This window comes from Streptomyces sp. PA03-5A (assembly GCF_033792725.1).
In the GTDB taxonomy this organism is placed as follows: domain Bacteria; phylum Actinomycetota; class Actinomycetes; order Streptomycetales; family Streptomycetaceae; genus Actinacidiphila.
The window spans coordinates 58,201-71,470 of record NZ_JARAVL010000002.1 but is presented as its reverse complement, the minus strand read 5'-3'; the positions used below and the strand labels follow the sequence as shown (position 1 = coordinate 71,470).

Annotated in this window: 13 protein-coding genes; 6 read left to right on the top strand and 7 right to left on the bottom strand. The window is 75.3% G+C overall.

Annotated elements, in window-relative coordinates; all coding sequences use genetic code 11:
- Positions 1-28 precede the first annotated feature (28 nt).
- Positions 29-985 carry a beta-ketoacyl-ACP synthase 3 gene (locus PV410_RS02865; RefSeq protein WP_500322074.1) on the bottom strand — a complete coding sequence of 319 codons (957 nt, stop codon included), beginning with the start codon at positions 983-985 and terminating at the stop codon, positions 29-31.
- 62 nt (positions 986-1,047) lie between these two features.
- Here PV410_RS02865 and PV410_RS02860 point away from each other — a divergent pair, with 62 nt between their 5' ends.
- The 3 genes from PV410_RS02860 (at position 1,048) to PV410_RS02850 (ending at position 3,156) form a co-directional block, all read left to right on the top strand.
- On the top strand, positions 1,048-1,650 hold the full coding sequence (locus tag PV410_RS02860; RefSeq protein ID WP_500322073.1) for a TetR/AcrR family transcriptional regulator: 603 nt from the start codon (positions 1,048-1,050) through the stop codon (positions 1,648-1,650).
- Between the two features lie 72 nt (positions 1,651-1,722).
- Positions 1,723-2,391, top strand: a complete 669-nt coding sequence (locus PV410_RS02855) for a hypothetical protein (protein WP_500322072.1) — start codon at positions 1,723-1,725, stop codon at positions 2,389-2,391.
- 3 nt (positions 2,392-2,394) lie between these two features.
- Positions 2,395-3,156, top strand: coding sequence for a bestrophin-like domain (locus PV410_RS02850; protein ID WP_499511709.1), 762 nt, complete (start codon positions 2,395-2,397; stop codon positions 3,154-3,156).
- On the opposite strand, the gene PV410_RS02845 is transcribed toward PV410_RS02850, so the two are convergent.
- Complete coding sequence (locus PV410_RS02845; protein ID WP_500322070.1) at positions 3,157-4,032, bottom strand: NAD(P)-dependent oxidoreductase; 876 nt, start codon at positions 4,030-4,032, stop codon at positions 3,157-3,159.
- Positions 4,033-4,131: 99 nt separating this feature from the next.
- On the opposite strand from PV410_RS02845, the gene PV410_RS02840 reads away from it, so the two are divergent.
- From PV410_RS02840 to PV410_RS02830, 3 genes are all read left to right on the top strand, one after another.
- Entirely contained in the window at positions 4,132-4,716 is a 585-nt protein-coding gene (locus PV410_RS02840) for a sigma-70 family RNA polymerase sigma factor (protein ID WP_499511711.1), read from the top strand.
- On the top strand, positions 4,713-5,495 hold the full coding sequence (locus PV410_RS02835; protein WP_500322068.1) for an anti-sigma factor: 783 nt from the start codon (positions 4,713-4,715) through the stop codon (positions 5,493-5,495). Before PV410_RS02840 ends, PV410_RS02835 begins: the two co-directional genes overlap by 4 nt.
- Positions 5,496-6,386: 891 nt before the next feature.
- Positions 6,387-7,745: a cryptochrome/photolyase family protein gene (locus tag PV410_RS02830; RefSeq protein ID WP_500322067.1), complete on the top strand. Its 1,359-nt coding sequence runs from the start codon at positions 6,387-6,389 to the stop codon at positions 7,743-7,745.
- Between the two features lie 69 nt (positions 7,746-7,814).
- Here the strand turns inward: PV410_RS02830 and PV410_RS02825 are convergent, their stop codons facing one another.
- Genes PV410_RS02825 through PV410_RS02805 form a run of 5 tightly spaced genes read right to left on the bottom strand, consistent with a single transcriptional unit; the run spans position 7,815 to position 13,221 of the window.
- Complete coding sequence (locus PV410_RS02825; RefSeq protein ID WP_500322066.1) at positions 7,815-8,636, bottom strand: DUF1295 domain-containing protein; 822 nt, start codon at positions 8,634-8,636, stop codon at positions 7,815-7,817.
- Between the two features lie 4 nt (positions 8,637-8,640).
- Positions 8,641-9,927, bottom strand: a complete 1,287-nt coding sequence (locus PV410_RS02820; RefSeq protein WP_500322065.1) for a class I SAM-dependent methyltransferase — start codon at positions 9,925-9,927, stop codon at positions 8,641-8,643.
- Positions 9,924-11,204: a class I SAM-dependent methyltransferase gene (locus PV410_RS02815; protein ID WP_500322064.1), complete on the bottom strand. Its 1,281-nt coding sequence runs from the start codon at positions 11,202-11,204 to the stop codon at positions 9,924-9,926. Before PV410_RS02815 ends, PV410_RS02820 begins: the two co-directional genes overlap by 4 nt.
- Positions 11,201-11,956, bottom strand: a complete 756-nt coding sequence (locus PV410_RS02810) for a DUF1365 domain-containing protein (RefSeq protein WP_500322063.1) — start codon at positions 11,954-11,956, stop codon at positions 11,201-11,203. The genes PV410_RS02815 and PV410_RS02810 overlap by 4 nt, the downstream gene beginning before the upstream one ends.
- Positions 11,950-13,221 carry an NAD(P)/FAD-dependent oxidoreductase gene (locus tag PV410_RS02805; protein WP_500322062.1) on the bottom strand — a complete coding sequence of 424 codons (1,272 nt, stop codon included), beginning with the start codon at positions 13,219-13,221 and terminating at the stop codon, positions 11,950-11,952. Before PV410_RS02805 ends, PV410_RS02810 begins: the two co-directional genes overlap by 7 nt.
- Positions 13,222-13,270 lie beyond the last annotated feature (49 nt).

The following is a 13,270-nucleotide window of genomic DNA, read 5'->3' as shown; positions in this document are numbered from 1 at the left end:
GGCCGACCGGCCCTCGGTCGTCCCCGGGTCAGGGGCAGCCGACGACCTGCCCGGCCCAGGACAGCCCGCCGCCGAAGCCGAGCAGCAGCACGGGCGCGCCAGGGGCGAGTTCGCCGCGCTCGACGAGCTTGGAGAAGGCGAGCGGCACGGAGGCGGCGGAGGTGTTGCCGGAGTCGACGACGTCCCGGGCCACCACCGCCTGCGGGGCCCCCAGCTGGCGTACGACGCCCTCGATGATCCGCAGGTTGGCCTGGTGCGTCACGATGCCCCCGAGGTCGGCGACGGCTACACCGGCGCGGGCGCAGGCCTCCTCGGCGATCGGGGCGAGGGTCGTGGTGGCCCAGCGGAAGACCGCCTGGCCGTCCTGGGCGAAGCGGGGCTGCCAGGCGCCGGCCAGCCGTACGGCGTCGGCGCGGGTGGGATCCGAGCCCCACACGACGGGGCCGATGCCGGGGAGCGTCCCCGGAGCGGCATCGGCGGCGCTGACGACGGCCGCGCCCGCCCCGTCGCCCAGCAGGACGCAGGTGCTGCGGTCGCTCCAGTCGGTGAGGTCGGACATCTTCTCGGCGCCGATGACCAGGGCGTGCCGGGCGGCGCCGGCCCGCACGGAGTGGTCGGCGGCGGCAAGCGCGGTGGTGAAGCCCGCGCAGGCGTTGTTGAGGTCGTAGGAGGCGGGAGCCGTCATGCCGAGCCGGGCCGCGACCTGGGCGGCGGTGCTGGGGCAGCGGTCGACGGCGCTGGAGGTGGCCACGACGACCAGGTCGACGTCGGCGGCGTCCAGGCCCGCCGCGGCGAGCGCCTTGCCCGCCGCGGCGCTCGCCATGTCGGCGACCGTCTCGTCCTCGGCGGCGATGTGCCGGGTCGCGATGCCCGTGCGCTGCCGGATCCAGGCGTCACTGGTGTCGACCATGGCGGCCAAGTCGTCGTTGGTGAGGACACGTTGCGGCTGGTGGTGACCGAGGGCGGCGATGCGGGATGCAGTCATGGCCGAAACTATAGCGACCGACCGGTCGGACTCTAAAGGGGAGGGGTGGCTACGATGGCCCCATGAGCCCACGCAAGTCCGCCGCCGAGGCACGCCACACCCGCGAGCGGATCATCGAGCGCAGCGTCGCGGTCGCCTCCGTGGAGGGCCTGGAGGGCCTCACGATCGGCCGGCTCGCGACCGACCTCGGGATCAGCAAGTCCGGGCTGCTGGGGCACTTCGGTACCAAGGAGGCCCTGCAGATCGCCGCCCTGCGGCGGGCCTCGGAGATCTTCACCCGCGCCGTCTGGGTGCCCGCCGCCGGGGCCGCTCCCGGGATCGCCCGGCTGACCGCGATCTGCGAGGCGTGGGTGACCTACCTGGACCGCGAACGCGAGGCCTTCCCCGGCGGCTGCCTGTTCACCGCCTCCGCCGTGGAGTTCGACGGCCGCGAGGGGCCGGTACGGGACGCGGTCGCCCGGCTCTACACCGTCTGGCGCCGCCGGCTGACCCGCGACATCCGGGCCGCCGTGGAACTCGGCGAACTGCCGCCCGGCACCGACCCCGAGCAACTGGTCTTCGAGCTGAACGGGATCTACTTCTCCCTCAACCACGCCGTCCAGCTCTTCGGCGACCGGACCGCCCCCGACCGCGCCCGGCGTGCGCTGCGGCGCGTGCTGAGCTGACGAATCAGCCCTTCGGGGGGATTGGCCGGGTCCCCCGGATGGGCCCGCGCGGCACCGCGCAGGATCTCGTCCATGAGCATCTGGCTGAGGGGGGCCGGCCTCACGGCGGCCGCGGCACTGGCGGTGCTGGGGCCGGGGGCGGCCGGGGGGACGGCGTACGCGCATGATCCGCCGGGGCCACCGGGCCCGCCCGTGGTCCGGTTCCTGCCCGACGGCACCGTACGGGTGGAGACCGGCGGCGGCGCCGTCCGCGTGGAGACCCGCGGCGGGGAGACGAGGGCCCGGGTCACCCACGGCGGGGACACCGTGGACGCACGCACCGGCAGCGGCGGTTCGTCCGCGACCGTCCGGCGGCGGCACTGCCCCGCGTACGAGTCGACGGTGAACGCCCGCACGGACAGCGGCGGTTCACGGGGCTCGGTGTCCTGGCGACACCCCTGCGGGCCGGCACCGCGGCCCACCCCCGCCCGCCCCGTACGCCGCGCACCGGCCCCCACACCCACGCCCACCCCCACTCCGACACCGACGCCGACCCCGACACCCACGCCGACCCCCACCCCCACTCCCACTCCCACCCCGACGCACCGAGCGGAACTCCCGCCGGTCGCCTACCGCAAGGCGAGCCCGCCGCCCGCCCCCGACGGCCCGAGCATCGTCCATCTCATGCTGCTGGTCACCGCGCCCGCGGTCCTGTCCGCCGCCGCGCTCAAGCCCCGCTCCCAAGCCCGCTCACGGAGGTGATCGATGTCGGACTGGCTCGTCCTGGCCATCGCGATGGCCGCGGCCTGCGCGGTCGTCCTGACCATCGTGGCCATCAACCACCGTCGCATCGGGGACGACGACGACCCCTCGGAGACCCCCGACGTCATCGAGTACATGACGATGATGATCGGCGTGGTGTACGCCATCGTCCTCGGCCTCGCCATCGCCGGCGTGTGGGAGGCGCGCGGCGGCGCCGAGGACACGTTGCACCGCGAGACCCAGGCCCTGCACGAGGTGCGCCAGCGGGTGCAGGTCTACCCCGCCGCCGTCCGCGACCAGGTGCGCGCCGACGTGGACGCGTACGTCTCCTACGTGGCGCACACCGAACTGCCCTACATGCTCAAGCACGGCGAGAACACCCAGCGCGGCTCGGAGCTCCTCGGCAAGGTGCGCCGCGACGTGACCGACTTCGAGCCGCGCACCCCGCTGGCCAACCAGGCGTACCAGCCGGTCGTGGACCAGGTCGCGGCCGCCGACGACGCGCGCACCGCCCGCGGCGAGAACGCCGGGCCGACCATGCCGGGGGTGGTGTGGTTCGGCCTGGTCACCGGCGCCCTCGTCGCGGTGGGGCTGATCTTCAGCCTGCAGATCAGGCGCTCCCGGCGCGAACTGCTCCTCGCCGGGCTCTACAGCGCCCTGATCGCCTTCCTGCTCTTCCTCATCTGGGACCTGGACGCCCCCTTCGGCCGGGACGCCGCCGAGGCGGCGGCGTACTTCACCAGCCTCTTCCCGCACATCGGGTGATCATTTCTCGAAGCTCGCGAAGTACGAGGCCGCCATGTCCTCCCCGCCGTGCCCGAGCTCGGCCGCGCGGCGGAAGCGCTCGGCGCCGGCCGCGGCCACGTCGAGCCGGACCCCCACGGACTCCCCCGCCTCCACGATCAGGCGGGCGTCCTTCTCCGCGGTCCGCACCGCGAAGCTGGGGCTGAAGTCCCCGGCCAGGATCGACGCCCCCTTCGCCTGCAGGTAGCCCATGTCGAGGGGGCCGCCGGAGACGGCCTTGAGGAAGTCCGCGGCGTCCACGCCAAGGCCCTTCGCCAGTGCGAGGGCCTCGGCCGTGCCGTGGGTGACGGTCAGCACCCAGCTGTTGATCACCAGCTTCAGCCGGCTGGCCGCGCCCTCGGCCGCGTCCTCCCCCACCCACACGGTGCGGCTGCCGATCGCGTCGAAGACCGGCGCCACGGTCTGCCGGGCCTCCTGCGGCCCGGCGGCCAGCACCAGGAGCTGCCCGTTCTCCGCGGGCTGCCGGGTGCCCAGCACGGGCGAGTCGAGGAAGACGACGCCGTGCTCGCGCGCGAACCGCGCGAACTCCCCGAGGGCGCCCACGCCCGCGGTGGTGGACTGCGCCCACACCGCGCCCTTGCGCAGCGCCGGCGCCGCCTGCCGCATGGTCTCGAGGGCGGAGTCCGCGTCGTGCAGGATCGTCAGCACCACGTCGGCGCCGTCCACCGCCTCCGCGGGGGTGTCGACGACGCGTGCGCCGTCCTTGCTGAGCGGCTGCGCCTTCTCCTTCGTACGGTTCCACACACGGACGTCGAGGCCGGCCTTGACAAGGTTGCGGGCCATCGCGGCACCCATGATCCCGGTGCCCAGGACTGCTGCTGAGGTGGTGTCGGACATGACTGCCACGGTACGACGGACCAATCCGAATCGCTCGCGGCGCCGAATGCCGGACGCGAGACTTGTCCTCGACACACGGAATCGAACGCTGGAGGTGTGGTGAGGGAACCGCTGCGGTTCGGCAGGCCCGCACGGCAGGGGCCGGACCTCTCGGAGCTGCTGCTCGCCGTCGCGCGCGGCGACCAGGAGGCCTTCGCCCGGCTGTACGACGCCGTGAGCGGACCCGTGCTCGGACTGGTGCGCGGAGTGCTCAGGGACCCCGCCCAGTCGGAGGAGGTGACGCAGGAGGTGCTGGTGGAGGTGTGGCGCACCGCCGCCCGCTTCCGGCCGGAGAAGGGCAGCGCGATGACCTGGGTGATGACCCTGGCCCACCGCAGGGCCGTGGACCGGGTACGGTCCGCCAGCGCGGCGGCGGACCGCGAGCACAGGGCTGCGCTGCTGGAGCGCACCCCCGCCTACGACGAGGTGACCGAGCAGGTGGAGGCCCGGCTGGAGGCCGAACAGGTGCGACGCTGCATGCGCACCCTCACCGAGGTGCAGCACCAGTCGGTGACCCTCGCCTACTACCGGGGGCTGACGTACCGGGAGGTGGCCGAGCTGCTGTCGCTGCCGCTGGGCACCGTCAAGACCCGGCTGCGGGACGGCCTGATCCGGCTGCGCGACTGCCTGGGGGTGACCGCGTGAGCACCGAGGCCGAGCTGCACACCCTCACCGGCGCCTACGCCGTCGACGCGCTGACGCGGCACGAGCGCGCGGAGTTCGAACGCCACCTCGCGGAGTGCGAGGCCTGCGCGCTGGAGGTGCGCGAGCTGGCCGCGACCGCCGCCCGCCTCGGGCTCGCCGCGGCCGAACCCGTCCCGCCCCGCATGAAGGACGACGTCATGCGGCTCATCGTCAACGTACGGCAGGAGCCTCCGTCGGTGCCCGAGCCGCCGCGCGCCGCGGCCCGTGCGATGCGCCGCCGCGCCTCGCAGCCCGCACGGCGCCGCGTCCGCTTCGCCCTGGCGGCCTGCCTCGCCGCCGCCGCGATCCTGGGCGGGGTCGCGGTCTGGCAGCAGCAACAACTCGGCGACCTGCGCCAGGAGAACCAGCGGACCCAGGCCCAGGCGGATCAGATCTCCCGGGTCCTGGCCGCGCCCGACGCCGTCACCACCTCCGCGAAGCTCGCGGGCGGCGCCAGCGGCACGGTCGTCGTCTCCCGCAGCCAGGACCGCGCGGTGTTCTTCGCCCACGGCATGCCCGCGCTGAGCGGCGACCGGGTCTACCAGCTCTGGTACGCCGACGGCGGCACGATGCGCTCCGCGGGCCTCATGCCGAAGCCGTCCGGCGGCGACACGACCCAGGCTGTCCTCCTCCGGGGCAACGTCGACGGCGCCTCCGGCATGGGCATCACCGTCGAACCCGCCGGCGGCTCCCCGCAGCCGACCTCCGACCCCCTGGCCCTGATCAACTTCCCGGCCTGACGCCACCGCGCACCGCCGCGCACCGCTCCGTTCCGCACCCCGTCCGGTGCGGTGCGCGGCGGCGGGCCGGCCGGGCCGAAGGTCCTGGGCGGCCGCTGTGGCATGGGTCACCGCGCCGGGCTCCCGCCGTGCCCCCGGGGGCCGCGGCGGTTCGCGAACGCCCTGCCCCCACCGGCCATCCAGCCGAAGGCACAGCTTCGCCCGCGGCATGGCACCCCAGCCGGACCCCGGACAGCGCCTGCCCCCGAGGACACCGCCACACGTGCACCCGCACAACCACCCCGTGACGGCACGGCACCGCCTACCGAAGCTCGGGGAGCTCCCGTCCCCGAGGGCAGCCGGCCGAGGACCGGGCGAGCCCCGCCTCCGGGCGGCACAGCCGTGCCGGCCGCCGGAGCCCCGGGCCACGCACCCGCCGAGAGCCGCTTCACTCTCTGTTTCGCCCTGGCCGCAGGCGCGTTCGTCCTCGTCGCGGCGTTCGCCCGCTTCGGCATGACCACGCCCGGCGGCGGCATCGTCTCGCGCCACGACGCGCAGGAGGCGAGCACCTCCGGACCGGTCCGGCCCCTCACCCCCAGCTCCACTCCACCGGAGGGCACCCAGGTCGTCCCCCGGACCAGAAAGGTGAACGACATGGCCACGATCCGGGCGCCCGGGGACACCCCACAGCGGCCGGCCGGCCCCACGCACGGTCACGCGGCCTGGAGCCCCGGCCCATGGGGAAGGGCCCCGCGTGGGGGTGACGCCGCCGTGGGGGCGCTCCGGGAGGGCGTGGCTCCACGGGAAACGCCCCGCGCTCGCCAGGCCGCGGCGGGGCGCCTCACGCCGCGGTGGGAGGCGGCACCATAGGCTCGCCGGGCGCGAATGCCGGCCAGGAGGAGTGCCCCGGACGTGACGACGACGTCGATCTGCCTGTTCACCGCCGATCTGCGGCTCCACGACAACCCGGTCCTGCGGGGCGCCCTCGACTCCGCGGAGCAGGTCGTCCCCCTGTTCGTGCTCGATCAGGCCATCGAGGCCGCGGGCTTCGCCGCCCCGAACCGCGCCGCGTTCCTCGCGGGCTGCCTCGCCGACCTGGACGAGCGGCTGCGCAAGCGCGGCGGGCGTTTGGTGCTGCGCCACGGGGACGTGGCGCGCGAGACGTGCCGGGTCGCGGAGGAGACCGGCGCCGGGCAGGTGCACGTCGCAGCGGGGGTGAGCCGCTACGCCGCGCGGCGCGAGGAGCGGCTGCGGGAGGCGCTGGCAGCGGCGGGCCGCGAACTCCGGGTGCACGACGCCGTGCTGACCGCGGTGCCGCCCGGCGCGGTGACCCCGGCAGGCAAGGACAGCTTCGGGGTGTTCACGCCGTACTTCCGGCGCTGGGAGACCGCGGATCTGCGCGACCCGCTGGATGCGCCCCGCGTGGTCCGCGTCCCGGACGGCGTGGCCTCCCGGCCGCTCCCGGAGCCGCCCACGGGCACGTCGCCCGGGCTGCCCGCGGGCGGGGAGACCCAGGCCCGCGAGCGCTGGCGGGCCTGGCGGGCTTCGGGCCTCGCCGCGTACGAGGACCGCCACGACGACCTCGCGGGCGACGCCACCTCGCGTCTGTCGCCGTACCTGCACTTCGGCTGCCTGTCGGCCACCGAGCTGGTCCGGCGCGCCCGTGAGGCCGCAGGGCCGGGCGCGGACGCGTTCGTGCGGCAGGTCGCGTGGCGGGATTTCCACCACCAGGTGCTCGCCGCCCGCCCCGACGCCGCCTCCCGGGACCTGCGGCCGCGCGGTGACCGCTGGCACGGTGACGGGCCCGAGGCGGACGCGTGGCGCGAGGGCCGTACCGGATACCCGCTGATCGACGCGGCGATGCGGCAGCTGCGGCACGAGGGCTGGATGCACAACCGGGCGCGGCTGCTGGCCGCGAGCTTCCTGACCAAGACGCTGTACGTGGACTGGCGGATCGGCGCCGCGCACTTCCTGGAGCTGCTGGTGGACGGCGACATCGCCAACAACCAGCTGAACTGGCAGTGGGTGGCCGGAACCGGCACCGACACCCGCCCGAACCGGGTGCTCAACCCCCTGGTGCAGGCCCGCCGTTTCGACCCGGACGGCGCCTACGTGCGCCGCTGGGTGCCGGAGCTGGCGGAGGTGCGGGGCGGCGCCGTGCACCGCCCCTGGCGGCTCCCCGAGGACGAGCGGGCCGCCCTGGACTACCCCGCCCCCCTCGTCGACCTCGACGAGGCCCTCGCCCGCTTCCGCGGCGCCCGCGCGAAATAGCCGCGCCCGCCGGGGGCCACCGCCATCGCCCGCCTCGACGCGGCGCCCGGGCCGCCCGCGCCCGCCCCCTCACCCCGGCGGGACGCCGACGCGCCGGCGCGGGGGCCGGGGGAAGAAGCCGCTGGTGCGCGACGCGTAGGCGGCCCAGCCGGGGCGGTCCGCCATGTGCCGTTCCAGCAGGGCCTTCCCGCTGCCCCGGGTCAGCAGGTACGACATCAGCAGCGGGGACACGACCGACACCGCGGCGGCCTGCCAGGCGTCGCAGGTCAGCGCGAACAGCCCCCACCAGACGCAGAAGTCGCCGAAGTAGTTGGGGTGCCGGGTCCAGCTCCACAGGCCGCGGTCCATGATGCGGCCCCGGTGCGCCGGGTCGGCCTTGAACCGGGCCAGCTGGTGGTCGCCGACGGCCTCGAAGAGCAGGCCGGTGAGCCAGAGCAGCGCGCCGACCGCGGCCGCCGGGCCGAGCGGCCCGGGGATGTACGAGGCGGCCTGGACGGGCAGCGAGACGACCAGGACGAGCGCGCCCTGCAGCAGGTACACCGCGCGCAGTGCGTAGGCGGCCCGGCTGCCGCGGGCCTTGGCCAGGAAGGCCTCGTAGCGGGGGTCCTCACCGTGGCCGCGGCCGCGGCGGGCGATGTGGACGGCGAGCCGCACGCCCCACACGGCGGTCAGCGCGAGCACCAGCGCGCGGCGGGCCGGGTCGCCGTGCCCGGCGGACATGCCGTAGGCGGACCCGGCGACCGCGGTGAAGGCCACGCCCCAGGCGACGTCGACGTAGCGGTGCCTGCCGCGGGACAGGGCGAACGCGAAGGTGGCGAGCATGACGGCGAGCGCGGCCCCGGCGGCCACCGCCACGCCCACCCCGAACGCGCCCCAGGGGAAGCCGTTCACCGCCTCACCACCCCGCGTACCAGGCGGCGGGCGTGCCGGCCGCGCCTCCGGTGCCGTCGGCCGCGGGCCGTACGGCGAGGATCTGGTCGACGCCCATGCGGCGTTCGGCGAAGGCCAGCGCCCCGCCCGCCAGGTACAGACGCCACACGCGGGCGGTCTCCTCTCCGGCCAGGAGGACGACGTCGGACCAGCGCTGCTCCAGGGTGGCCAGCCAGGCCCGCACCGTGTGGACGTAGTGCTCGCGCAGGGACTCCACCGCCCGCACCTCCAGGCCCGCGTCCTCCAGCAGCCCCACGGTCCGGCCGAGCGGGCGCATGTGCATGTCGGGGGCGATGTAGGTCTCGATGAAGGCGCCGCCACCGGGGGCGACGCGGCCGCGGGACATCTGCTGCACCAGCGCCCTGCCTCGGGGGCGCAGCATGCGGTGGATCGCGCCGGCGAACCGCGGGTAGTGCGCGTCGCCGACGTGCTCGCCCATCTCGATCGCGGTGACCGCCTCGTAGCCGCCGCTGCCCTCCAGGTCGCGGTAGTCGCGCAGTTCGACGGTGACGTACTGTTCCAGGCCGCGTTCGCGGATCCGGTCCCGTACGAAGTCCCGCTGGGCGCGGGAGAGGGTGACCGCGTGGACCTGCGCGCGGTGGGTCTGCGCGGCGTACAGGGCGAGCGCGCCCCAGCCGCACCCGATGTCGAGCAGCCGCGTGCCGGGGCGCAGGTCCAGCTTGCGGCAGATGAGTTCGAGCTTGTCGCGCTGGGCGTCGGGGAGGCCGTACGACGGGTCGTCGTGGCGGGTCCAGTAGCCGCAGGAGTAGGCCATGGAGGGGTCGAGGAGGAGTTCGTAGAAGTCGTTGGACAGGTCGTAGTGGTGGCTGATGGCGGCCCGGTCGCGGCCCCTGGTGTGCGGGGTGCCGTTCAGCCGGGCGCGTCCGCGCGGGGCGGGCGGCCGGGGGCCGACCGCACCGAGCCGTACGGCGGCGCCGGCGGCGCGGAGCCGGTCGGCCGCGGTGAGCCGGGGAGGGCGCAGCCCGCCGTCGCGTGCCGCGTGCCACACGGCGCGCAGGCCTTCGGTGAGGTCGCCGCGCACGTCGATGTCCCCGGTGATGTACGCCTCGGCGAGGCCGAGTTCGCCGGGCTGCCACAGGAGTCTTCGCAGCGCCCGCCGGGAGCGCAGGACGACCACGGGGGCGTCGCGCGGCCCGGCGGTGCTGCCGTCCCAGGCCCGCAGCCGCACGGGCAGCGGCCCGCCGGTGAACTGCTCCAGCAACGGGGCGAGGGTGTCCGCGGCGCCCTTCACCTGGTGGTCTCCCCCCGGGTCAGCCGCAGTTGGCACACGTCGAGGTAGCCGGAGCGGAAACCGGCCTCGGAGTAGGCGAGGTAGAGGGTCCACATGCGGCGGAAGGTCTCGTCGAAGCCGAGGGCGGCGACGTCGGCGGCGCGTTCGGTGAAGCGCTCGCGCCACAGCCGCAGCGTCTCGGCGTAGTGCGGTCCGAAGCCGTCGCAGGAGGTGACGCGCAGCGCGGTGTGCTCGTCGAGGGTCCGCTCGATCGCCTCCAGGGAGGGGATGAGCCCGCCGGGGAAGACGTACTTCTGCATCCAGGTGTAGGTGTCGCGGGTGGCGAGCATGCGCTCGTCGGGCATGGTGATCGCCTGGAGCGCGACCGTGCCGCCGGGGGCGAGCAGCCGGTCCAGGGCGGTGAAGTACACCGGCCAGTACTCGGCGCCGACGGCCTCGATCATCTCGACGCTGACGATGGCGTCGTAGCTCCCGGTCACCTGCCGGTAGTCGCGCAGCCGGACGGTGGCCCGGTCCTGCTGCCCGGCGGCGGCGATCCGGGCCGTGGCGAGCCGGCGCTGTTCCTCGGAGAGGGTGACGGAGACGACCTCGGCGCCGCGGCCGGCGGCGCGGACGGCGAGCTCTCCCCAGCCGGTGCCGATCTCCAGCAGCCGGGTGCCCTCGCCGACGCCCGCCAGGTCGAGCAGCCGGTCGATCTTGCGGTGCTGTGCGGCGGCCAGCTGGGCGCGCCGGGCGGGGAAGCCGCGGAAGACGGCCGAGGAGTAGGTGAGGGTCTCGTCGAGGAAGAGGGCGAAGAGCTCGTTGGACAGGTCGTAGTGGGCGTGGATGTTGCCGCGGGCGCCGTCGAGGGTGTTGCGCCGCTCGGTGGGCTGCCGGTGTGCCCACAGGGCGCGCAGCCGCTGCAGCGGCCGGGGGACGAGCCCGGTGACGTCCGAGGCGAGCACGGTGAGGACGGCCGGCAGGTCCGGCGCGTCCCATTCGCCGGCCATGTAGGACTCGCCGAAGCCGATGAGTCCTCCGGTGCCGACCCGGCGGTGGAAGGCCTCGGGGTCGGCGATCAGCATGGTGGGCCCGCCCGTGCCGAGGACCGGGCCGCCGTCGCCGAGCCGGCAGCGCAGCGGGAGCCCGCTCAGGGCGCGTCGCAGCACGGCGCCGGCGACCGCGGCGCGCAGCCGTGAGCACCGTGGCGGCGCGGCGACGTCCGGCCAGCGGCGGGGGTCCACGCCGGAGGCGGGTGCGGAAGCGGAGAGGGGGACGGACGTGGTGGACATGGTCACTCGAAACCCTCCTGGGGCGCGTGGACGGGACGGGGCTGCACGGGCAGTCCGCGCAGCAGCAGCCGGATGCCGTGCCGGCGGATGCCGGCCGACACCGCAGCCGTGGACCAGGGGTGGCGGGCGGCGGCACGCAGCAGGCCCGGCGCGGTCGCCGGGCGCCGCTCGCCGCGCACGGTGGCGGTGAACGGGGTGCCGCCGCCGGGCCGTTCCAGGTGGACGGTGAGGTGGAGCCGGTCGTGCGGCTCGGGCAGCCGCATGCGGTAGCCGCCGTCGACGGGGAGGAACGGGGAGACGTAGAAGTCCTTGGCGACGTGGGCGCCGTCGCGGCCGTCGGTGCGCAGCAGGTAGGCGTGCCGTTCCCCGTAGGTGTTGTGGACCTCGGCGACCACGCACACGAGGGTGCCGTCCGGGTCGTGGCACCAGTACAGGGTCAGCGGGTTGAACACGTGGCCGAGGACCCGGGCGTGGCTGAGCATCCGGACCGGGCCGCCGTGCAGGTCGACGCCCTGGGCGGCGAGCCAGGCGTCGAGGGCGGCCCGTACGGTCGGGTGCCGGCCGCCGAAGTGGTCACGGGGGTCGAAGCGGGCGAGCGGGCGCAGCGCGGCGGGGAGCCGGGGCGGCCGGGCGGGGTCGGTCAGCCACATGTAGGTACGGTGGGCGAAGGCGTGCCGCAGCGGATCGGTGCGCACGTGGGTGATCGTGCACTCGTACAGGGCGGGCACCTGCGGCGGCAGGCCCGCGGGGGTCACCATCGCGCCCCCAGGTGGCGGGCGGCCTCGGCGCCGGAGCGGCAGCCGTCCTCGTGGAAGCCCCAGCCGTGGTACGCCCCGGCGAAGGCGGTGACGGGGGTCGCCAGGGCCGGCAGCCGCCGTCGCGCGGCCAGCGACGCGGGGGTGTAGACGGGGTGTTCGTACACCATGCGGGCGAGCACCCGGGCGGGGTCGACGCGTTCCTCGTCACCGAGGGTGACGACGTGGCGCTCGGGGGTGTCCAGCCGCTGGAGGCGGTTCATGTCGTAGCTGACGCGGACCCCGCCGGGGTCGGGGGCGCAGGTGGGCATGAGGTAGTTCCAGGAGGCGCGGGCGCCGCGGCTGCGGGGCAGCAGCGTGGTGTCGGTGTGCAGCACCGTCGGGTTGCTGGAGTACGGGATGGCGCCGAGCACCCGGCGCTCCTCCGCGGTGGGGTCGGCGAGCAGTCGTAGTGCCTGGTCGGGGTGGGTGGCGACGACCACCGCGTCGTACGTCTCGGTGTCGCCGTCGTCGGTGACGACGTCGGCGCCGTCGGCGTGCCGGCGCAGGGCGCGTACGGGGGTGGCGGTGCGGATCGCGGTGAGCCGTTTGACGATGCGCTCGACGTAGACGCGTGATCCGCCGGTGACGGTCCGCCAGGTGGGGGAACCGCCCACCGAGAGCATCCCGTGGTGGTCGAGGAACCGGAAGAGGTAGACCGCCGGGTAGTGCGCGGCGGTCCGCGGCGAGCAGGACCAGACGCAGGCCACCAGCGGGGTCGTGAAGTGGGCCGTGAAGTACGCCGAGAACTCCCCCGCGCCGAGGAACTCCCCCAGCGTGGTGGTGTCGTCGGAACCGCCCTCCGCGAGCAGCCGCCGGGCCAGGCGGTGGAATCGGGGCACTTCGGCCAGCATACGCAGATAGGCCGGGCGCAGCGCGTTGCGCGGTTGCGCGAAGATCCCCGAGGGGCCACGCGCGCCCGCGTACTCCAGGCCGCAGCCCTCGCAGCGCACGGACATGCTCATCTCGGACTCCTGCGTGGGGACGCCGAGTTCGGCGAAGATCCGCAGCAGGGTGGGGTAGGTGCGCTCGTTGTGGACGATGAAGCCGGTGTCGACGGCGGTCACCCGGCCGTCGCAGGAGGGTACGTCGTGCGTGTGGGCGTGCCCGCCGAGCCGGTCGTCGGCCTCGAACAGCGCCACGTCGCAGTGCCGTTGCAGCAGGTAGGCGGCGGTGAGCCCGGCGACGCCGCTGCCCACGACGGCCACCCTTCGCCTTGCTTCGGTCACGTCCCGTCCCTTCGTCGCGGTCCTCTCCCTGCTGGTGGTTCGGAGCCCG